This window comes from Brevibacillus sp. Leaf182 (assembly GCF_001423865.2).
Taxonomy (GTDB): Bacteria; Bacillota; Bacilli; order Brevibacillales; family Brevibacillaceae; genus Brevibacillus; species Brevibacillus brevis_C.
Genome location: NZ_LMPN02000037.1, coordinates 619,504 through 639,609, shown reverse-complemented (window position 1 = coordinate 639,609; position 20,106 = coordinate 619,504). Strand labels below are relative to the sequence as shown.

The 20,106-nt window shown below is 47.2% G+C and carries 18 protein-coding genes; 11 read left to right on the top strand and 7 right to left on the bottom strand.

Features of this window, described 5'->3' with window-relative positions; translation table 11 throughout:
• Positions 1–32: 32 nt before the first annotated feature.
• The 4 genes from cbpB to ASG16_RS29885 all read right to left on the bottom strand — a co-directional run bounded on the left by cbpB (position 33) and on the right by ASG16_RS29885 (position 4,180).
• Positions 33–503: a cyclic-di-AMP-binding protein CbpB gene (gene cbpB / locus ASG16_RS29900; protein WP_056488287.1), complete on the bottom strand. Its 471-nt coding sequence runs from the start codon at positions 501–503 to the stop codon at positions 33–35.
• Positions 504–729: 226 nt separating this feature from the next.
• Positions 730–1,869 (bottom strand): acyltransferase, encoded by a 1,140-nt coding sequence (locus tag ASG16_RS29895; protein WP_056488284.1) that lies wholly within the window; start codon positions 1,867–1,869, stop codon positions 730–732.
• A gap of 58 nt (positions 1,870–1,927) precedes the next feature.
• Entirely contained in the window at positions 1,928–2,770 is an 843-nt protein-coding gene (locus ASG16_RS29890) for a lipoate--protein ligase family protein (protein ID WP_056488282.1), read from the bottom strand.
• Between the two features lie 165 nt (positions 2,771–2,935).
• A complete protein-coding gene (locus tag ASG16_RS29885; RefSeq protein WP_056488279.1) occupies positions 2,936–4,180 on the bottom strand; it encodes an S-layer homology domain-containing protein in 1,245 nt (414 codons plus the stop codon).
• Between the two features lie 344 nt (positions 4,181–4,524).
• Between ASG16_RS29885 and miaB the strand changes: the two genes are divergently transcribed.
• From miaB to hfq, 10 genes are all read left to right on the top strand, one after another.
• Complete coding sequence (miaB, locus tag ASG16_RS29880; protein ID WP_048033378.1) at positions 4,525–6,036, top strand: tRNA (N6-isopentenyl adenosine(37)-C2)-methylthiotransferase MiaB; 1,512 nt, start codon at positions 4,525–4,527, stop codon at positions 6,034–6,036.
• Positions 6,037–6,042: 6 nt separating this feature from the next.
• On the top strand, positions 6,043–6,486 hold the full coding sequence (locus ASG16_RS29875; protein WP_056488276.1) for a YlbF/YmcA family competence regulator: 444 nt from the start codon (positions 6,043–6,045) through the stop codon (positions 6,484–6,486).
• A gap of 136 nt (positions 6,487–6,622) precedes the next feature.
• Positions 6,623–7,183, top strand: coding sequence for an outer spore coat protein CotE (gene cotE, locus ASG16_RS29870; protein WP_048033376.1), 561 nt, complete (start codon positions 6,623–6,625; stop codon positions 7,181–7,183).
• Positions 7,184–7,292: 109 nt separating this feature from the next.
• The gene (locus tag ASG16_RS29865) at positions 7,293–8,582 is read left to right on the top strand and encodes a putative amidoligase domain-containing protein (RefSeq protein ID WP_056488273.1); all 1,290 of its coding nucleotides are present in this window, start codon (positions 7,293–7,295) and stop codon (positions 8,580–8,582) included.
• Positions 8,583–8,670: 88 nt separating this feature from the next.
• The gene (gene mutS, locus ASG16_RS29860) at positions 8,671–11,259 is read left to right on the top strand and encodes a DNA mismatch repair protein MutS (protein ID WP_056488270.1); all 2,589 of its coding nucleotides are present in this window, start codon (positions 8,671–8,673) and stop codon (positions 11,257–11,259) included.
• Between the two features lie 24 nt (positions 11,260–11,283).
• Positions 11,284–13,356, top strand: a complete 2,073-nt coding sequence (gene mutL / locus ASG16_RS29855; protein WP_056488267.1) for a DNA mismatch repair endonuclease MutL — start codon at positions 11,284–11,286, stop codon at positions 13,354–13,356.
• Between the two features lie 128 nt (positions 13,357–13,484).
• Entirely contained in the window at positions 13,485–14,687 is a 1,203-nt protein-coding gene (locus tag ASG16_RS29850; protein ID WP_056488264.1) for an alpha-amylase family protein, read from the top strand.
• A gap of 304 nt (positions 14,688–14,991) precedes the next feature.
• Positions 14,992–15,777 (top strand): class I SAM-dependent methyltransferase, encoded by a 786-nt coding sequence (locus tag ASG16_RS29845; protein ID WP_056488261.1) that lies wholly within the window; start codon positions 14,992–14,994, stop codon positions 15,775–15,777.
• Entirely contained in the window at positions 15,774–16,733 is a 960-nt protein-coding gene (gene miaA / locus ASG16_RS29840) for a tRNA (adenosine(37)-N6)-dimethylallyltransferase MiaA (protein WP_056488258.1), read from the top strand. Before ASG16_RS29845 ends, miaA begins: the two co-directional genes overlap by 4 nt.
• A 29-nt stretch (positions 16,734–16,762) precedes the next feature.
• Positions 16,763–17,002, top strand: coding sequence for an RNA chaperone Hfq (gene hfq, locus ASG16_RS29835; RefSeq protein ID WP_007719110.1), 240 nt, complete (start codon positions 16,763–16,765; stop codon positions 17,000–17,002).
• 115 nt (positions 17,003–17,117) lie between these two features.
• Here hfq and ASG16_RS29830 read toward each other — a convergent pair whose 3' ends face one another.
• The 3 genes from ASG16_RS29830 to ASG16_RS29820 form a co-directional block, all read right to left on the bottom strand.
• A complete protein-coding gene (locus ASG16_RS29830) occupies positions 17,118–17,549 on the bottom strand; it encodes a VOC family protein (RefSeq protein WP_048033370.1) in 432 nt (143 codons plus the stop codon).
• Positions 17,550–17,661: 112 nt separating this feature from the next.
• A complete protein-coding gene (locus ASG16_RS29825) occupies positions 17,662–18,894 on the bottom strand; it encodes a multidrug effflux MFS transporter (protein WP_056488255.1) in 1,233 nt (410 codons plus the stop codon).
• Between the two features lie 47 nt (positions 18,895–18,941).
• Positions 18,942–19,409 carry a MarR family winged helix-turn-helix transcriptional regulator gene (locus ASG16_RS29820; RefSeq protein ID WP_198674289.1) on the bottom strand — a complete coding sequence of 156 codons (468 nt, stop codon included), beginning with the start codon at positions 19,407–19,409 and terminating at the stop codon, positions 18,942–18,944.
• Positions 19,410–19,609: 200 nt separating this feature from the next.
• On the opposite strand from ASG16_RS29820, the gene infC reads away from it, so the two are divergent.
• Positions 19,610–20,095 carry a translation initiation factor IF-3 gene (infC, locus tag ASG16_RS29815; RefSeq protein WP_056488252.1) on the top strand — a complete coding sequence of 162 codons (486 nt, stop codon included), beginning with the start codon at positions 19,610–19,612 and terminating at the stop codon, positions 20,093–20,095.
• The last annotated feature ends 11 nt before the right edge of the window (positions 20,096–20,106 follow it).

Below are 20,106 nucleotides of genomic sequence, written 5' to 3'. Positions count from 1 at the left end.
AATTATTGCCCCGTCTTTTCGTATGCGGTGACCTATGATTCTGCCGGCTGTTGTTGCTCAGCCAATGGAAAGGGCAGATTGCGAAAGTGACGATATACCAAAGCCAATATCGATTTTCGAGTCAAGATTCCTTGGAAATAGTGCTCGTCGTCTTCAATGCAGACGAAAGGGTGATTAATGGAGACTTCCAATGCTTTCAAAAATTCATCGGTGTCACGCAATCGAGGGACCTTCGTATCCATCACATCATCTACAATATGTTCGGACATATGCTCAGTCTCGAAGCGTTCCAGACCTAGCGCTTTATTCATGATCATATTCGTGCTGATTAACCCATGCAAACGATACTGATGATCCAATACAGGAACGGCTGAATAGCCAGACTTGATTAGGACTAGCAGGGCGTGCTCAAGCGAATTACCTAACTGCACATGTGCGACCTTTGTGGACGCGATTATGAGATCTTTGATCGGAATATGTAACAATGGGATCTCTTGATTCATCCAGATCCACCACCTTTTCTTTCTGTCGTCTATAGCAGTAAGCACTGCTCGTGGTCCTCTTCTATGATACCGTAAGCGAGGTACAAACGGTAGGGGCATTAGACGAAAAAAAGCCCGGCAGTTACGCCAGGCAAGTAATCGAGGTGTGGAACAATCGTCCCTAGTTCTAGTATGAGAGATCATGTTGTTTTTTACATTAGGTGTTTAGAGGAAACCAGTTTCATCGCTACGCTTTATACGTTTGATTTTTGAGGATCGGTTTTGCTTCCACACGTTTTTTCCGATTGAACCAAAAGGACATCGTCGTCAACTCGTAAAGGAAAATGCACAGTGGCGGTGTAATCACGAACATGCCGAGAACCAATGACGGCGTCGACCATCCTAGACGATGAATGACGTAGCTCTGTAGTAAAAACAAGATCAACGGATGAACCAAATAGATAGCCATATTTTGTTTTGCCAACCGGGCAAGCCAAGGACCGAGTTTAGGCAGTTTGCCGAGATAACTGGATGCAGGATAAAAGCTGATGATGACACAGAGTGTGTACACCAAGTAAAGCGGTTCGAAAATATTCATGCTCTCGTAGTAGCTTTTTGATCCAGAAAGATAGCTGTACGCCATCCATACGGCTGCACTTGCCATCACAACGATAGAAGGTATTTGAAGGCGTCTCACCCACGTCCGCCATTTATCCACATTCATCCCGGCATAAGCGCCGAGTGCAAACGTAAATACGTACATGAAAACATAATGCTGTCCGTAAACATAACTGTGGTTGATGAGGGACAAGAATGGGTTTGCAGCCCAATCAATGGCCCATAAAGGCTTGATAAACAAATAGTGGTAGAGAACGTACAGACCAGCTTGTCCAATAAAGAGGGCGATGATCCAGCGGAAGTTCAGGTACCGTTCCATCCACGGTTTGATCAGGCAAAATAACAAGCACAGTTGCAAGTAAAGTGGAATGTAATACAGGTGGTAGAATGAGCTACCCGTAAACAGACTATCAAAAAATGGTCCTACCAGCACGGCAGGGTCAAAAGTTTGGTGTTTAAAATAGGTGAAGATGGCTGTCCAAATTACGTAAGGAAAAATAACCGCGCGCCAGCGTTTTTTCCAAAAAGCCCGCCAATCCAATTGTCGGTTCTGATACCAGTAAAACAGCAGCATTCCAGTTGCAAAGATAAACAAAGAGCGACCGAATTTTAACAAGATGATTAGAACAGCTTGTAAATCATTATTCCACGGATACGTCTTCTCATTTGAGAGAAAAAAACTGAGGATGTGAATCATCAAGACAGTAAGAGCCCCAAAAACAAAAAGGGCATTCAGATCCTGAAACGTCCCCTTTCGATTGCTATTCATAATTCCTCCAGAATTTTACCGGCAGCACCTGGAGAATCAAAAGCAAATATCATGCCCGTTATTCGGGTAAGTGCCAGTCAGGTGCGGCCAGTTCTTTTGCGGTATAAGAAAATAAGTGTAATCGTTGTGACAAATGATGTCTCGACTCTGTCACTAACTCATTTTGCACATAAAAGGGGGTAGGTGATACAGCCCACTCAGAACGGATTGTCTCCAATAGACGTGCTTTTACATCATCTATAGTGGCCAATTTTCCAGTCAAGCTCGCAATGCTGCCAACGGTAGAAGCATCAATGGAAGGAATTGGCTTATGACTTTGCATTTCATCCAAGCCTGCAAGACGGTAAAAGCGTTCCATCCATTCCCCACGTGGCCGATCATCTACGTTAATGCATAACTGCAAAATAGAACCGTGTCGCGTGCGTCTTTGTGCCATACCTCCAATTTTTTTACCGTGAATGGAAAAATCGTATTCCCCAGCACAGTAGGAACCCGTTACTTCTCCAAAATCCAGCTTCCCGTAATCACGCAGGCCCACATCAAGAAGCTGGGCTACAAATGAGAAGAAGGAGTCAATGGAGATCGAAGTGTCAGGCAATAAACAAGCCATATTGAGTACGCCAGCATCAAGCGGAACACAGGCGCCACCAGACGAGCGAAGAACACAACCAAAGCCATCTTGACCGAATTCACGCAAGGCTTGCTGGAGATGAGGAAGCTTGGCGTCCCTGCGGCCGAGATAGAGCGCCTGATCGTACACCCAGAGATGAATCACCGGGGTTGCAGATTCAGATTGCATACTGGCTGCCAACGCTTCATCACGGATTAAAGGCTCAAGTGGACTATCCTGGTAGGTACCGGAGTCCATCCAGCGAAACGGTTGATTTACAGAAAATGACATAGGAAGGCTCCTTCACAGGACAAGAATAGCTACCATTATACATCTGAAATGCGTTTATTTCTACGATTTCGCTATCTTTTTTCCATTTGGTAGAACATGCATGTCAAGAAGAGTGAAAAAAATACCCGACAGGCCAAAATAGCTTGTCGGGTCAAAATATGGTCCTTATTTGGTTTCCTTGAAGGAGAAATTGTCCAGATAGGTCGTTTTGCGAGGCGCGTTTTCAGTTGCCTCTTCTTGCAGGTACAGACCGAGCTTTGTGCCTTCTTGTTTCACATACTGTTGACCGAACAAGTATTGATCGTTCAGGTAAATGGAAACAGTATTCTCGTTAACGGTCACTTTTAAGCGGTTGCTGGATTTCAGCTTGTAGGAGCTAGAAGTAATGATGTCAATATCGTCTTCTTCGACATCATTCACTTTGCCTAAAACAACGCGATCTTTTTGGACGAATACAACATTGGCTTTTCCGTCTTTACCGTTGAAGTAAAGGCCGCCTAAACCTTCACTGCCTACGACATTGACATCGACGGTCAATTCGTATTTTTTAACTTTGTCAGACTCATTCCAATTCAGTGGCAGGAAGTAGTGATCCAGATCATCATCATCGGATTCGGCTGTCACTTGTTTGCTAGTGACCTCCCAGTTTCCTGTCGCTTTGTCTGTATCCCAGTTTTTCAATTTGGAATCAGAGAAGGAATCGCTGATACTGATTCGCTCTGGTTCTGGCTGAGGCTGCGGTTGACCAGGGTTAGGGAATACAATTTTGCTCTCATCATCGTCACGATCCAAAATAGCACGATAGAGCAGAGAAGCAGCTTCCGCACGAGTAATCGGGTCTTGTGGACGGAAATTGCCATTGTATCCTTTCATCAGATCCGTTTGAATCGCAACTGCAATATACGGACGCAGAGCTGACGAAATATCATCGTAATCACGGAACTTTTTCAATTGATTCAAGTCGGCTTTGTACTTTTGATCGTAGCCCAACAGGCGTACCAATGCGACAGCAATGTCTTCACGTACTGCTGCTCGATCTGGTTTATACGTGTAGGTGGAGCCGGATTTGTAACCTGTCAAGTAAGGCTTGGCGTATTCCACATACAGAAATGCCCAGTGATGACGCGGTACATCCTTAAAGGTTTGGTCGACGTAGCGTTTGTTTATATCTACATCTGCTGCTGCGATCATAATTTTGGCAAATTCGGCGCGGGTAACTTCATTGTTCGGTCGAAACGTCCCATTGTCGTACCCTTTGATGATCCCTTTGGCCGCCATCTCCGTAATTTCCTTGTATGCCCAATGGCTACGTGGAACGTCTGAGAACGAAGGGGTGGAAGCGGCACCAACGACCGGGATAACCGTTAAGAACATCAACACCGACAAAAATACGGCTAGTGCTCTTTTCATGTTAACCTCCTCAAAATGGCAATTTAGTTTTTGTTGACTGCTATTCAGACGGCGAGTGGGCTTGTATTGTTGCAGGAGAAAAAAATATTATGGTGAAAATAGGAAAAAAGACGGAGTTTCAAAAAATTTGGCAGGTAAGGAGGAGCATGTACCAATGGTAAGGGCATGCTTGTTTGATTTGGATGGAACGCTTTTGGATCGGCTGGGGGTGAAAGCAAGTCAAGTAGTATATCGTACATATTTTGCCTCATAATGGTTATTATGCATTAGCTTTTATATCACCCAAAATGATATAATTCTTTATTGGTTACTTATGTAGATGATTTTAGCTGAGGTGATAAATGATGAAGGAAACGAAAGAGGCGACTGTGGACTTAAAATCCGTTAAGTCTCCAAAGAAAACGGAAGACTATGCGAAATACTTCCAGGCCCCCTCTCTGAAAGATGCGAAAAAGCGCGGTAAGGAAGAGATTTTAGTCCATTACGATTTTAATATCCCGGAAGACATGCAGAACATCGGAAAAGGAAAGCGTTATCACGTTCGTACGTATGGCTGCCAAATGAACGAGCATGATTCGGAGACGATTTCTGGTATTTTGCAGGCCATGGGCTATACCTCCTCTGACTCTGTCGAAGATGCGGATGTCATCCTATTTAACACCTGTGCGATCCGCGAAAATGCAGAGGATAAAGTATTTGGAGAGCTTGGCCACATGAAGCGGCTCAAGAATAACAATCCGAATCTGATCCTCGGGGTTTGCGGCTGTATGTCCCAAGAAGAGAAAGTCGTCAAGAAAATCCTGAAAAGCTACCAGCAGGTTGACTTGATTTTTGGAACGCACAATATTCACCGTCTGCCAGAACTGTTGCGTGATGCGATGTTCAGCAAAGAAATGGTGATTGAGGTTTGGTCCAAAGAAGGCGATATCGTCGAAAATATGCCGAAGCTCCGCGAAGGAAACACCAAGGGCTGGGTTAACATTATGTACGGCTGTGACAAGTTCTGTACGTACTGTATCGTGCCGTATACCCGCGGAAAAGAGCGCAGTCGACGCCCGGAAGATGTTATCGCGGAAGTGCGTGATCTTGCTCGCCAAGGCTTTAAGGAAATCATGCTTCTTGGACAAAACGTCAATGCGTATGGGAAAGATTTTGAGGATATCGAATATGGTTTTGGAGATCTAATGGACGAGATCCGCAAGATTGATATCCCGCGTGTGCGCTTCACGACAAGTCATCCGAGAGATTTTGACGACCACTTGATCGAGGTGCTGGCAAAGGGAGGCAACCTGGTGGAGCAAATCCATTTGCCTGTCCAATCCGGTTCGACAGAAGTACTCAAGCGGATGGCACGCAAATATTCGCGTGAGCATTATCTGGAGCTGGTTCGCAAAATCAAGGACGCGATCCCGAATGTCTCGCTTTCTACCGATATTATTGTTGGCTTCCCAGGCGAAACTGACGAGCAGTTCGAAGATACCATTTCGATGGTGGAAGAGGTTAAGTACGATTTTGCGTACACCTTCATTTACTCCCCACGTGAAGGTACACCGGCTGCTGTCATGGAAGACAACGTTCCGATGGAAGTGAAAAAAGCGCGCTTGTATCGACTCAATGAAGTGTTGGCTCGCATCGGACTGGAGCAGAATAAAAAACTGCAGGATCAGGTTGTCGAGGTACTTGTGGAAGGCGAATCGAGGACAAATGCGGAAGTGCTCGCGGGACGTACGCGTACGAACAAGCTGGTCCATTTCACCGGAGACAAATCTTTGATCGGACAGTATGTGCACATAAAAATTACAGATGCGAAAACGTGGACACTCCACGGAGAACTCGTATCCAAAGTTGAGGTGTAGGTCATTATGGAACAAACAAACGTGTATACACAGAAAGACATACTTGAGAAAGCTCGCGAACTCGCAGCTATGATCGCGCGTACGAATGAAGTTGATTTCTTCAAACGTGCCGAACTGCAAATCAAGCACAATGAACGTGTGCAAGATTTAATTGATACATTAAAGCAGAAGCAAAAGCAAATGGTGATGTTTGAATCCATCAACAAGCCGGAACTGGTGAAAAAAGTGGAAGACGAGTACAACCAATTGCATGAGGAGCTGGATTCCATTCCAATTGTTACGGAATTCAAGCAATCGCAGGTCGATGTGAACGATCTTTTGCAAATGGTCACGAACGTGATCACGAACACCGTTTCGGAGCGTATTATTTTGGATACAGGCGGAAACCCATTGACAGGAGAGACAGGTGGCGGGCCTGAAAAGAAAAAATCTGACGGTTGCTGCTCCTAATTCTCGATAGAAAGCCTTCCCGGCGCTGTTTTGATGAATACCCAACAACTTTCCCAAATATAAGGTGGTTGTTTGCACGCTAGTCGAATGCCCTGCATACAAATGTACAGAAACGTTGTATGGAGGAGGTAACGAAATGTCGGGTATAGACAAAGATCTACAGTGCCGGGAACTTATCGCGAAAGCAGTCTGCGGCAAAGGCCATAAATTTTCTATTACCACCCACACCATCATACCGTCGCAAACTCCTTCGACGATCCTCGGATGCTGGATTATAAACACGAACTTCCAAGCAGAGAAAGTCGGAGATGCCGTTGAAGTATCTGGTACGTATGACGTCAACCTGTGGTTTTCGTTTGCTAATAACACGCAAACCGAAGTCAAGCGGGAAACTGTTCAGTTCTCCGTACTCGTACCGCTTACGTTCTTCGACAAGAACTGCAGAGGCGATCTGGAAATCGTAGCACGCGCCGTGGAGCAACCGAAGTGCATAAAAGCAGAGTTAAGTGGTGGTGGCACAATCACAGTCAGAGTTGAAAGCGAATATGCAGTAGAGGTCATTGGGGAAACAAAGGTGTGCGTTGTTGTCTGCAATAGTTGTGATGAAAAAGAGTTTCATCTGGTTGACGACTTTGAAGATAACAGTGACGAGTTTGAAGACTTTGATTCCGCTACGCTACTCGACGAGCTCGACTAAAGAGGAGAAATTATCTCCTCTTTTTTCTTTTTTCGGATGCTCACCATTCACACTTTTTTCTAGGCGCAGTCATAAGATAACGAGAGAATAGCGGGGGAGTGTGGAAGGCATGATTCTACGCACGAAGGCGAGTCAGCGAGCTAACAAGCAGGAAATGCCAGTAACACAACCAATGACGGCCAACGCGAAAGAAGTCGTTGCCTATTTGCATCGTCCGGAAATAGGGCGCTGGTTACTGCGACAGGGGAGAATTCCTGTAACAACAGGAAAAGCAGCGCGACCGGGCTGGCGGACATATAGGATCTGTCTTTACCAAGACTATGTACTGGATATCGCCAGGAGTGAGGAACAATCACAGTGGTTGCTGCACCGGATGGAGGAACCCGAATGGTATTCCGTCTCCTTGCCTTCTACCGAAACAGAGGTTCAGGTGGTGCAAGGGCTGGCTGCTCGCAGTTTGTATGCCGCTGGAGCCGATGCGGGTCAAGTGACGATCATGGCGGCTTCTCCCCATCGACTGAAGGTCGTCGAGGTGGAACCAAATTGGCCAGCCAAGCATGCTGACGAATATATGCAGCGGGCTCGAGAGTGGTGGGAAGGCCGGATGCGCAAACAGCCGCAAAAGCTGCAAAGCATGGGGGCTGATCCCGAGTTTGCTTTACGCAAGCCAACAGGAGAGATGGCACTTGCTTCTGACTTTCTGAGCATCAATGGGACGGTTGGATGTGATACGACACGTTATCGAGAAGAATTAGGTCTCCATCAGCACCCGGTTGCAGAGTTGAGACCTGCGCCATCAGAGGACCCTGATCAATTATTTATGCATATCTATGATAATCTGGCACTCGCATACCAAAAAATAGGAAACTCGTCTATCGAATGGCTCGCTGGCGGAATGCCGTTTCAAGGTTATCCAATCGGCGGGCATATTCATTTTGGCGGGCTTACCCCTACTTTTTCTCTTCGGCGAAAGTTGGATGCGTACCTGGCTCTTCCCCTTGTTCTGATTGAGGATGCAGGCTGTATGAGCCGCAGAGAGCGATATGGATTTTTGGGGGATGTAAGGGAGAAGGAATATGGTTTCGAATATCGTACACTCCCCAGTTGGCTCGTTGATCCCCTTGTCACTCGAGGTATTCTTCATTTGGCCCATTTGGTTGCAACCAACCACGAAAAGCTACAAGCGATGCCTCATCTAAAGCTCCCGCTCATCAAAGCATACTACCAGGGCGAAAAAGAAAAGCTCCTGCCGTACGTTGCCCAAGTCTGGCAAGAATTAAAGGAGCTACCAGGCTATACGCTGTCACGAATTCATTTGGATCGCTACTTTTCTTTTTTAATCGAAAGCCAATCGTGGAGAACGGATGAAGACCTTCGCAAGACATGGAAGTTACAATAAACAGATCTACCATCGGATGAAGGGTCAACATTACCGTACAATCATGATATAATAGCGACGAGAATTAGTAGGCTAGGAGAAGAAAATCATGGCTCAATATACCCCGATGATTCAACAGTATCTGGCTATCAAAAAAGATTATCCGGATACTTTCTTATTTTTTCGCTTAGGCGATTTTTATGAACTGTTTTTTGATGATGCCATTCTTGCGTCCCGTGAGCTGGAAATTACACTGACGGGACGTGATGGTGGTGGTTCTGAACGCATACCAATGTGTGGTGTTCCACATCATGCGGCAGATGGCTATATTGCAGAGCTACTGAAAAAAGGCCATAAAGTAGCTGTTTGCGAGCAAGTCGAAGATCCAAAAGAAGCCAAAGGGGTCGTTCGCCGGGAAGTTACACGCGTCATTACTCCGGGAACGATGATGGAAGGCAAATGGCTGACGGATAAGGAAAACAATTACATGGCAGCATTAGCCCAAGTAGAAGGGCGAACAGGTGTTGCTGCGTGTGATATGAGTACAGGTGAGATGTACGTTACCTCTTTGGTGGGACAAGCAGAGGCTGTTCTGGATGAAGCCTTGCAATATCGCCCCAAGGAGCTCGTCTTTTTTGGCCTCGCTGTTTTGCCGAAGACAGCACTGCCATCTACTGTCGTGGATGCCCACCAACTGGACGCATTTGCAGTGGATAGTCAATATGCGGAGCAGGCAAAAGGGCTGGATATGTCCATGCGAGCGGCGGTCAATGCTCTCTTGTTCTACATAGGGACGACCCAAAAACGCAGTCTTGCCCATATGCGCCTGTTAAAGCAGTACGATGCAAAGCAGTATCTGCAAATGGACGGCTTTTCTAGACGCAATTTGGAATTGACAGAGACCATTCGCGATAAGACGAAAAAGGGCTCTCTGTTGTGGCTGTTGGATCGGACTCAAACCGCAATGGGTGGTCGTCTTTTGCGCAGATGGATTGAGCGTCCATTGCTCAGTCGCGATCAGTTGGAGGCACGTCTGAGCGCTGTGGAAGCCTTGAAGGGTGACATGCTACTTCGCTCCGATTTGCGGACTTGCTTGGATCGTGTCTATGATTTGGAGCGTCTGGCGGGTCGTATTTCCTATGGGAATGCGAACGCACGAGATCTCATTCAACTGCGGATGTCTTTGGAAGCTGTTCCAGAGCTGAAGCAGTATATGATCCAAACGAATACGCCGGTATTGATGGAACTGGCGCAAGGGATGGATGAGTGTACAGACATCGTCAACTATTTGGCTCATGCACTCGTAGATGATCCGCCGATATCGGTTCGTGAAGGCGGTATGCTTCGTACGGGATACGATGAGTACTTGGACAAGCTCCATACGGCAAGTCGTGAAGGTAAGACGTGGATTGCCCAACTGGAGCAGGGAGAACGGGAAGCGACAGGGATTCGTTCGCTCAAAGTAGGCTTCAATAAGGTGTTTGGCTACTACATCGAAATATCGAAGTCCAATATCGCCAACGTTCCGGCGGGGCGGTATGAGCGCAAGCAGACTTTGGCGAATGCAGAGCGGTACATTACACCAGAGTTGAAGGAACGCGAAGCGCTCATTCTTGAAGCGGAAGAAAAGATGATTGAGTTGGAATACCAACTGTTCGTGGCGGTAAGAAGCGAAGTTGCGAAGCATATACCAAGACTGCAGAATCTCGCTGAGCGCATTGCATCTGTGGACGTTCTCCAGGCATTTGCTACGGTAAGTGACGAGCGCGGTTTTATACGCCCGGAGCTTGTGGAAAACGGCGAATACGTCATTAGAGAAGGGCGTCATCCAGTAGTAGAAGCTGTTCTGGAGCGCGAAAAATACGTGGCAAATGACGTGGAGATGGATCAGACGAATCGTCAAGTTTTGCTCATTACGGGTCCAAATATGGCGGGTAAGAGTACGTACATGAGACAGATCGCCTTGATCACGGTGATGGCACAGATCGGTTGCTTCGTTCCGGCTAAAGAGGCCAAGCTGGCGATAGTCGATCAGATTTTTACTCGGATTGGGGCAGCCGACGATTTGGTTGGCGGGCACAGTACGTTTATGGTGGAAATGCTGGAGACCAGACACGCCCTGCAAAAAGCGACAGCGAAGAGCTTGATCCTGCTCGATGAAATTGGCCGCGGGACTTCGACGTACGATGGAATGGCGCTTGCACAAGCAGTCATTGAGTACATTTGCCAAAAAATCGGTGCCAAAACGCTCTTCTCCACACACTACCACGAGTTGACCGGGCTAGCAGAGACGTTGAGTGGTGTCGTGAATGTCAATGCTCGATGCGAAGAACGGGAAGGAAAGCTCTTGTTCCTTCATAAAATTGAAGAAGGACGAGCCGATAAAAGTTATGGAATCCATGTGGCAGAGCTGGCTGAAATGCCGACCTGGGTCATTGAGCGGGCGCGCAGTATCTTAACCGGACTTGAAGCGAATGGGAGTGCAGGGACTGGTAATGCAGCGAGTGACGTGCAAATGTCGCTCGAATCGCTATGGACGGCTCCAGTTGCTGCGGTGCGTGAAGAACCGATGCAGTTCCATTCGGCCGAGGAAGAAGCAATTATGGATGAACTGCGCGAGCTGGATTTGAATTCAACGACGCCAATGGACGCCATGATGAAGCTATATGCATGGAAACAGCAATTAAAAAAGCGATAGGGTTCGTCCGGAGGGGAGGCACTCATGGGAACCATTCACGTTTTAGATGAGCATCTCGCCAATATGATTGCTGCAGGGGAAGTAGTGGAAAGACCGGCTTCAGTTGTCAAAGAGCTGGTCGAAAATGCCATTGATGCCAGTGCGACGACAATTGAGATCCACGTTGAGGAAGGCGGTCTGGAGATGATTCGGATCGTTGACAATGGGAAAGGGATGGATCGGGAAGATTGTCAACTGGCTTTTGAGCGCCATGCCACCAGTAAAATCAGCAACGCTCGTGATTTGTTCCGTATTCGTACACTGGGCTTTCGTGGCGAGGCTCTGCCGAGTATTGCGGCAGTCTCGCGCATGGAGCTTACGAGCAGTACGTCCAGTAGTGAGGTAGGTACTCATCTCTTGATTGAAGGTGGGCAACTCGGAACGATATCCGATAAAGCCGCTGTAAAAGGGACGGAAGTATGTGTACGCAGCTTGTTTTTCAACACACCTGCTCGCTTGAAATACATGAAGTCGATCGCTACGGAAGTCGGACACATTTCCGATTATGTGAATCGGCTTGCACTCACGCATCCGTCGATCTCCTTCCTTCTGACTCATAACGGCAAGACACTTTTGCAAACGTCTGGCGACGGAAAGCTGCTGCACGTCATGGCGGCAATCTACGGCGTGCAGGTAGCGAAGCTGTTGCTACCCATTGCAGGGGAGACCCTCGACTATAAGTGGTCTGGTTATCTTTCGAAGACGGAAGTGACAAGGGCGAATCGCTCCTACCTTTCGACGCTGGTAAACGGTCGGTATGTGCGCAGCTATTCAATCAACAATGCGATCATGCGCGGTTATCATACATTGTTGCCCATTGGCCGTTATCCGATTGTGGCTTTGCAGATCGAGATGGATCCGTCACTGGTCGATGTGAACGTACATCCTGCCAAACTAGAGGCGAGATTCAGTAAAGAAGATGAATTGTGCAGCGCAATAGAACAATCGGTAAAAGAGACATTGCGACAAGGCTTAGGAATTGTCAGACCCATGACTACGCAGCCGAAAGCTAAGGTCGTCACTCAGGTCGTTCAACCGCAGTTTGACCTGCAAATCAGCAAGCCTGAAACACCGCAATCGTCATTATTAGCAGCGAGTCCCCGACTACAGGAATGGATGGCCAAGCAGGAAATGACAAGTAAGCACGTGGAAGTAGTGCCGCATATCGCACCATCCATTGAGAATGGCACGGTGAGGGAGACCACAGCCAACTATGAAAAGCGGGAGTCTGCAAAAGTAGAGGCTATCCCGCATGAAATCACGCAGGCGACTCTGCTGGATCAAATGCCCACGAAGGAAGCTTTCCAACCTTACGAGACTAAGCTTCCGTCACAATTGGACATTGCCCAGGCACCATCTCCCGTGCATCCATTAAATGAAATCAGCAGCATGGACAATTCAGTTGGGGCAGGTACCGAACAAACACAGCCACTCCCGGAAGCAACCAATGAAAATGAGACGGATTCGCCTGTTCCCGTTATGTACCCAGTTGGTCAAGTACATGGCACCTACATCGTCGCGCAAAATGACGAGGGCATGTATTTAATCGATCAACATGCCGCGCAGGAGCGGATATTTTACGAGTATTTCATGGGCAAGCTTGCAGAAGAGGACATTTCCAGCCAGATCATGCTGTTTCCACATACGGTGGAGTATACGGCGGCAGAGGCAAGTAAACTGGAAAAGCGACTGTCGCTTTTGCAATCGTTTGGTTTGGAGATCGAGGCGTTCGGTGGACGGACCTTTATTGTTCGCGCTCATCCACATTGGTTCCCAGAAGGGGCGGAGCTGGAAGTCATTGAGGAGCTCATTCAATTTGTACTGGAAACGGGCGAAAACGCCCAAGCCAATGTCGTGCTGATGCGCGAAAAAGCTGCCATCATGATGTCTTGTAAAGCATCGATTAAAGCGAATCGCTTCCTGACACATGCAGAAATGGAAAGCTTGCTGAACCAGTTGCGCAAGACGAGCAGTCCGTATACGTGCCCACACGGCAGGCCGATTGTGATTCATTTTACTGGTTATGACTTAGAAAAAATGTTTAAGCGTGTGATGTAACAGACACTCCCTGGGACAACTCCTTAGGGGGTGTTTCTTTGGATGGTCTATTCAGAAAATTTAAAAACCGGTATTGATTTTAGACAAACACTGACTTATGATTACTTGCAAAAACGAGGTGAAACGAAATGAGTTCATCACGCCAAACCGGGATGTTTATTTATCCGTGGGATATAGCCGAGAGTGGTATCGAAGCGATGATGCAAACATTGCAAGAAGCCAGATGCAATACAGCAGTGGTCAATAGCAGCTACCATCAGGGGAGATTTTTTCACCCACGAAGCAAAACGTTTCGCAGGCTGCCGTTTTCAGGAGTATCGTTTACGCCTGAATGGTCGAAGTACAACCGTTTGCGCCCGACTGTACACGAACAAATCGCGCAAGCAGGCATTCTTGCCAAAATGAAAGAAGCTTGTGAGCAGGCAGGGATGGGGTTTCATACATGGTGGGTTGGCCTTCACAATTCTACGCTTGGTTTGGCTCACCCAGATCTTTGTGTGCAAAACATTTGGGGCGATACATACACATACGCATTATGTCCATCGCAGCCTGAGGTTCAGCATTACGCCAAGGCGCTTTTTACAGATACGCTAGAGCAGGTCAACCCAGAACGGATTTTGATCGAAGCAACCGCCTTTTTGCCGATGAAGCATGGCGAACATCATGAAGTATGCCTCCTGCCGTTAGGAGAATCTCTACAATGGTTACTCTCGCTCTGTTTTTGCGGAGCTTGTACAGAGCGTGCCGAATCGAAGAAAATCGATGTTGAAGCAGTCAGACAACTTGTATCAAGGCTAGTCAGTCAAATGGTGGATGCCGATTCCATCTCGCAAGTAGCCGCTGAAGTGAGAGAAGTTGCCTTTTTACTGCTGGAATACCCGGAATTGTATCACTATCAGCAAACCCGTCTGGAAGTAGTAGATGGGTTATGGAGGAGCCTGAAGGAAATCGCGCAGAGTAAGGGGACCGCATTGGATGGCTTTCCGTCCTCGACACCGTTTTACGTGAATCAGTCCTATTGGGAAGGGGTTTCGTTGCGAAAAGCTGCGGCTACTCTCGATCGTATCGTTCCTCTCGCCTACGGAGACAGTGTCAATGAGGTGGCGTATACGTTTCATGCGATCAAGCTCGTAGCCCCAGAAGCAACGTTGGGGGCGGCTTTTTCCCTGCATCATACTCAAATCCAGTCAGCAGTCGATTTGGCAGCGAGGGTGAAAACTGCGGTGGATGCAGGTGCGCAATCGATTATTTATTACAATCTCGGTCTGTTAAATAACCGCAGGCTGGACAAGATCAAACAGGCGAACCTTGCAGTCGAGGAGTGGAGATAGCTTTTTCATACGCATGACGTATGCCCATTTGTAAGAAGACCCACGGTACTTTGCGGGTCTTTTTTACATCGGTGAAAACGGATGGACTGGAAAATCATACTACAGTCCGACGCGCTTTCATAAAAAATGGTATGATTGTCATAGCGAATAGGAAAACAGTTTGGTTCAGATTCTATTTGACCGGCAAATTAATCCTGCTTACAATAATATGATCGTTACCGTTTATGTAAAAACCGTCGAGTCGTTTTTCTAGAACAGCAGTTCTTGTCAAAAAGGGCGAAGACGTAAGGAAGGGAACAAAGGCGTGATTGTTACGACAGGACTTGAGCCTGGTGAAGAAACCTTGCGTCACGCAGCTGAATTGGCTAGTACATTGGGGCTACAGGTTGTGAATCGACGCGATTTTTCATTGGGTCAAATGCGCAAGCGATATGGGGGAGAAGAAGTATTGGTGGTTTCCGCTCTTGGAGCACGTTTGGAAGTGCCGGGGAAAAAACCATTCTTTTTTCATCCGAATACATCTGCTTTTCGTATAAAGCGGCTCATGCGCGGCGATACTGATACTATGCTTGTTGCTTGCCAAATTCAACCAGGGGATGAAGTGCTGGACGCAACCTTGGGTTTGGGTGCTGACGCTATAGTATTTTCTCATGCGACAGGTGCAAATGGGAAAGTCGTTGGCATCGAATCTGAGCGATTGCTAGCCATCTTGGTAGAAGATGGACTGCGGCACTGGTCATCTGATGCGGAAGAATTGGAGCAAGCCATGCGTCGTATTGAGGTGCGATGTGGCAACCATCTAGAAGTGCTGAGAGGACTGCCTGCCCGTTCCTTCGACGTCGTTTATTTCGATCCTATGTTCGAAGTAACTGTACAAAGCTCGTCGGGGATCGCCGGAGTCCGGGAGCTTGCCAATCCAGATGCTCTTTCTGAAGAGGCTGTTTTGGAAGCGCAACGAGTTGCGAGAAAACGTGTGGTAATGAAAGAAGGAAAAGAAGGTAGGATGTACGAGCGCTTTGGTTTTACGCCGTTTCGCTCCCGCGGCCAGCAGGTCGTGTACAGCTACAAAGAGATAGGTGGAGGGGAGTGACCTTGCAACAGAGAGAAAGGCTAGTCGTGATTATTGGCCCTACAGCGGTCGGCAAAACCCAGCTTAGTTTGGAGCTGGCCGAACAGTTCGACGGTGAGATCATTTCCGGAGATTCCATGCAAGTATACCGGGGAATGGATATTGGCACCGCAAAAGCAGAACCTGAGGAGCTTGCGAAAATACCGCATCACCTCATTGATATTAAAAATCCAGACGAAGAATACTCTGTCGCGATGTTTCAGGAAAGTGCCGCAGAATTGATTACAGACATCAACCAACGTGGCAAACTTCCGTTTATCGTCGGCGGGACAGGTCTGTACATAGAATCGGTTACCCATCGATTTCAGTTTTCCACCACTTCTCAAGACCCTGAGCTCCGTGATCGTCTGCAAAGATTGGCTGACAGCGAAGGCGTGGAAGCACTGCACGCCAGACTGGCCGATGTCGATCCGATTACAGCCGAACGCTTGCATCCTAATGATGTAAAGCGGGTGATTCGTGCATTGGAGATTTATGAGAGCAGTGGGTACAAAATGTCCGACTTTCAACTGCGGGCACAGCATTCACCTTATGATTTGGTGATGATCGGTCTTACGATGGATCGTGCAAAGCTGTATGAACGAATCAACCACCGGGTCGAACTGATGATCGAAGCGGGATTGGTTGAGGAAGTGAGGGGGCTCCTGGATTCTGGCTACGACGCGTCGTTGGTCTCCATGCAAGGCTTGGGGTACAAGGAGCTGATTCCTTATCTGTATGGAGAAATCACGCTAGAGAAAGCAGTGAACGACATACAGCAGCGAACACGCCATTTTGCTAAACGCCAGCTTTCTTGGTTCCGTCGAATAGCAGAAATTCAATGGTTTGACATGACTGATCCGGTTGAGCAGAGGAATAACGTGGAAACTATCAAGCGAATATTGGCAGGAAAGTTTCAACAATTGCCGAATATATAACATACAAGTCCTTTTAGGGGGTAGTGTACATGAAACAGACGATCAACATTCAAGATACGTTCTTGAATCATTTGCGGAAAGAAAACATCGCGGTTACCATTTACCTTGTGAACGGATTTCAATTGCGCGGGTATATTAAAGCATTCGATAATTTCACGATTGTGATTGATAGCGAAGGCAAGCAACAATTAGTATACAAGCATGCGATCTCCACTTTCACTCCGCAACGCCCTGTATCGCTCATGTCTCAGGAAAACAACCAACAGTAAGCGAAGCAATACCAGCAGCCAGGATACATGTGATCCTGGCTCTTTTTTTATGATCTGACGCATCTTTTTTCAATAAAAAAGCCCTGTCGCCGTTGAAGCGAACAGGGCTTTCACATTACTCCATGCAATGATTATTCGTGTAAATTTGGAACGTAATGCCGAACTTGTCCTTCACATTGCCGTAAGCTGGGCTGAAGAACGTTTCTTGCAGAGGCATAAGCACTTGACCGCCTTCTTGCAGGGCATCAAAAATCTTATGAGATTGTTCTTTATCATCGGTTGAGATGCAAATGGTCACTTGATCACCAAGTTGATGCGGTTGTCCTGGAAAGGTATCGGAAAACATCATTTCCGTTTCACCGACACGAATAGTAGCATGCCCAATACGATTCTTGGCTTCTGCAGGTAATGGGAACTCCGGATTTTCTGGCATTTCACCGAAGGTTTGCTTGAACAGCACTTCAGCACCTAGCGCACTCTCGTAAAAGCTGATCGCTTCACTTGCAGTACCATTCAGAACGATGTAAGGAATCAAACGCAATGCCATGTGTCAACATCTCCCTTGGTTTTCATATGACCAACTCTTCAAACCCACTTACTATTATGGCCCATAATGTGATTGTAATACACGGAACATACGTTTGCAACAAGAGAATTGATCAGGCCGCTGATGAACTCCGACGAACCATGACTATGTAGCAGATAATGGCGCCAATCGTAGAAAGAGCGATGATAATTCCCATAGGTACTGCGGTATGTTCGCCGCTGATTCCCACAAGTGGAGCGACAATTCCGCCGCTAATGAAGGAGAGTAGCCCCTGGAGAGCCGATGCACTTCCTGCCGCCTTGCTTTGATTTTGCATGGCAAGGGAAAATCCTGTCGCGCCCACAATCCCTACACTCGATACGACAAAGAAAAGGGGAACGAGCACAGCAATAAGACCAGCTTGTAGGAGAATCATCGCCAAAAGGAGGATTCCACCGACTCCCGCAATGGTAATCCCAGCTATGAACAAGGAAGTTTCTTTCACTTTCCCTGCAAGCTTTCCTGTGATTTGACTCGCAATAATAATGCCTACACCATTAATCGCGAAAATGAGACTAAACGTTTGTGGAGACACTTCAAATATTTTTTGAAACACAAAGGGCGAACCGGCGATGTACGCAAACATGGCAGCAGTCACCAGTCCTTGCGCGATGGCGTACCCCATAAAAACGCGATCTTTCAGCAGGGTACCAAAGGTTGTCAGTGTATTGCCGATTCCCCCCTTGGAGCGGCGCTCTTGTGGCAATGTTTCTGGAAGAGCGAGCAGCACGACGAAGAACATGATAGCGCCAATCAGCCCTAGTACGACAAACACGCCGTGCCAGGTAGTAAATTGCAAAATTTGGCCCCCTACAATTGGTGCCGCGATCGGGGCGATCCCGTTAATAAGCATCAAGAGGGCGAAAAACTTTGTCAGCTCTGTCCCTGAGTACAAATCGCGAACCGTAGCGCGGGCGATAACAATTCCCGCAGAACCAGCAAGACCTTGTACGAAGCGAAGCAAGACGAACGTATAAATAGAGGGAGCTACCGCACACAAAAAGGAAGAGACCGCATACAAAATGAGCCCGATAATTAAAGGGATTCTTCGACCGCGTACATCGCTGATCGGCCCCGCGAACAATTGACCAATGGACAGGCCGAGCATGCATGCTGTCAAACTCAGTTGAGTCATGGAGGTGCTCGTCTGCAAATCATCGGCAAGCATAGGAAGCGCAGGTAAATACATATCTAGGGACAGTGGACCAAAAGCAGAAAGTGACCCTAGAATCGCAGCCATCCACAGCCGGCGTGATTTGTTGCCGGTTAGGGACGTGGAATCAAGTTCTTTTGCTAGATTATTCACGGCAAGTTGTCAAACCTTTCTCATTATTATTCCAGGAAAGAAGCTTTTTACAACTCAGAAGTGGGTTGCGTATTTTGCAAGTAAAAAGCTTGGAGGTTGCTGTGCATCCGATCGAGTAAGCCCCGCAACACATCTTTTTCTTCCTCTGAGAATCCGATGAAGCAATTTTCTTCAATGACGCGTAATACTTCTTTGACATGCTTGGTAGCCATCCGACCTTTGTCGGTAAGATAAACGCGGGAGATACGTTGGTCCCGTTCATCTGCTCTGCGCTCGACAAGTCCCGATTTGGCCATCCGATTAATCATGACGGTAAGCGTAGCGGGCTTTACCCCGATTTTTCGGGCCAATTCTCTTTGAATCATTCCATCTTTTTCAATCAAGCGCATCAACAGAATGGGCTGACCGGGATAGACGTCGTATTTTTGAATCAGAAACTCTACATTTTGCCGATGCATTTTCATTACATGCGATGCAGAATGGGTTAATGCGGTTGCATAACTAAACTCCACCAAAGTACCCCCAATTAATTAGTTTGCTAATGAATATTTTGTTATAGACGTCCCTAAGTTTATGCCTTGTCCTATTATACAAAAACGATTGGGCTTCGTCATGAAAATGATTTGCATTTACGAGCTTGGGAAGGATACGCTGCATTCTTTGGAGAAGTAATTATGTCCTTGAAAATCGAATGAACAGGTTAGGTGAGATCAAGATGATCCTGAATGAAAAAATAAAAGCGGCAGTCGTACAAGTAACAGGCGTAAACGGGGAAGATCTCGGAATCATCTCCACAAAAGAAGCGCTTCAAATGGCAAAAGAACAGGGAGTGGACTTGGTATGTCTTTCTTTGGCTTCGAGTCCGCCGCCTTGTCAGTTAGTGAATCGAACGAATTATAAGGAGCAGGTTATCAAGGAAAACGCCAAAAACCGAAAAGCAGAAAAAGGAGTTAAAGTAAAAGAACTTCGTTTAAGTGCCTACATCGAAGACCATGATTACGATACGAAAAAGAGACAGGCAGAGCGAATTCTTTCATCCGGAGATGCCTTGCAGTTGACTGTCAAACTGGAGAAAAAGGAAAGTCAGGAAGCCAAGCGATTAATGGAGCAGCTCATCAAAGATCTGGCTCATTGCGGAAAACAGGATAAAGGGATTCAAGTAAGCGGCAAGCAGGTAGTTGCCAATCTATTGCCACTCTAATGACGAAAAGG

Bases quoted from the DNA above. Each gene is read 5' to 3' on its own strand.
- ASG16_RS29885 (WP_056488279.1), bottom strand. From the start codon at position 4,180: ATGAAAAGAGCACTAGCCGTATTTTTGTCGGTGTTGATGTTCTTAACG.
- miaB (WP_048033378.1), top strand. From the start codon at position 4,525: ATGAAGGAAACGAAAGAGGCGACTGTGGACTTAAAATCCGTTAAGTCT.
- ASG16_RS29850 (WP_056488264.1), top strand. From the start codon at position 13,485: ATGAGTTCATCACGCCAAACCGGGATGTTTATTTATCCGTGGGATATA.
- mutL (WP_056488267.1), top strand. From the start codon at position 11,284: ATGGGAACCATTCACGTTTTAGATGAGCATCTCGCCAATATGATTGCT.
- ASG16_RS29875 (WP_056488276.1), top strand. From the start codon at position 6,043: ATGGAACAAACAAACGTGTATACACAGAAAGACATACTTGAGAAAGCT.
- hfq (WP_007719110.1), top strand. From the start codon at position 16,763: ATGAAACAGACGATCAACATTCAAGATACGTTCTTGAATCATTTGCGG.
- ASG16_RS29865 (WP_056488273.1), top strand. From the start codon at position 7,293: ATGATTCTACGCACGAAGGCGAGTCAGCGAGCTAACAAGCAGGAAATG.
- mutS (WP_056488270.1), top strand. From the start codon at position 8,671: ATGGCTCAATATACCCCGATGATTCAACAGTATCTGGCTATCAAAAAA.
- infC (WP_056488252.1), top strand. From the start codon at position 19,610: ATGATCCTGAATGAAAAAATAAAAGCGGCAGTCGTACAAGTAACAGGC.
- ASG16_RS29830 (WP_048033370.1), bottom strand. From the start codon at position 17,549: ATGGCATTGCGTTTGATTCCTTACATCGTTCTGAATGGTACTGCAAGT.
- ASG16_RS29890 (WP_056488282.1), bottom strand. From the start codon at position 2,770: ATGTCATTTTCTGTAAATCAACCGTTTCGCTGGATGGACTCCGGTACC.
- ASG16_RS29895 (WP_056488284.1), bottom strand. From the start codon at position 1,869: ATGAATAGCAATCGAAAGGGGACGTTTCAGGATCTGAATGCCCTTTTT.
- cbpB (WP_056488287.1), bottom strand. From the start codon at position 503: ATGAATCAAGAGATCCCATTGTTACATATTCCGATCAAAGATCTCATA.
- cotE (WP_048033376.1), top strand. From the start codon at position 6,623: ATGTCGGGTATAGACAAAGATCTACAGTGCCGGGAACTTATCGCGAAA.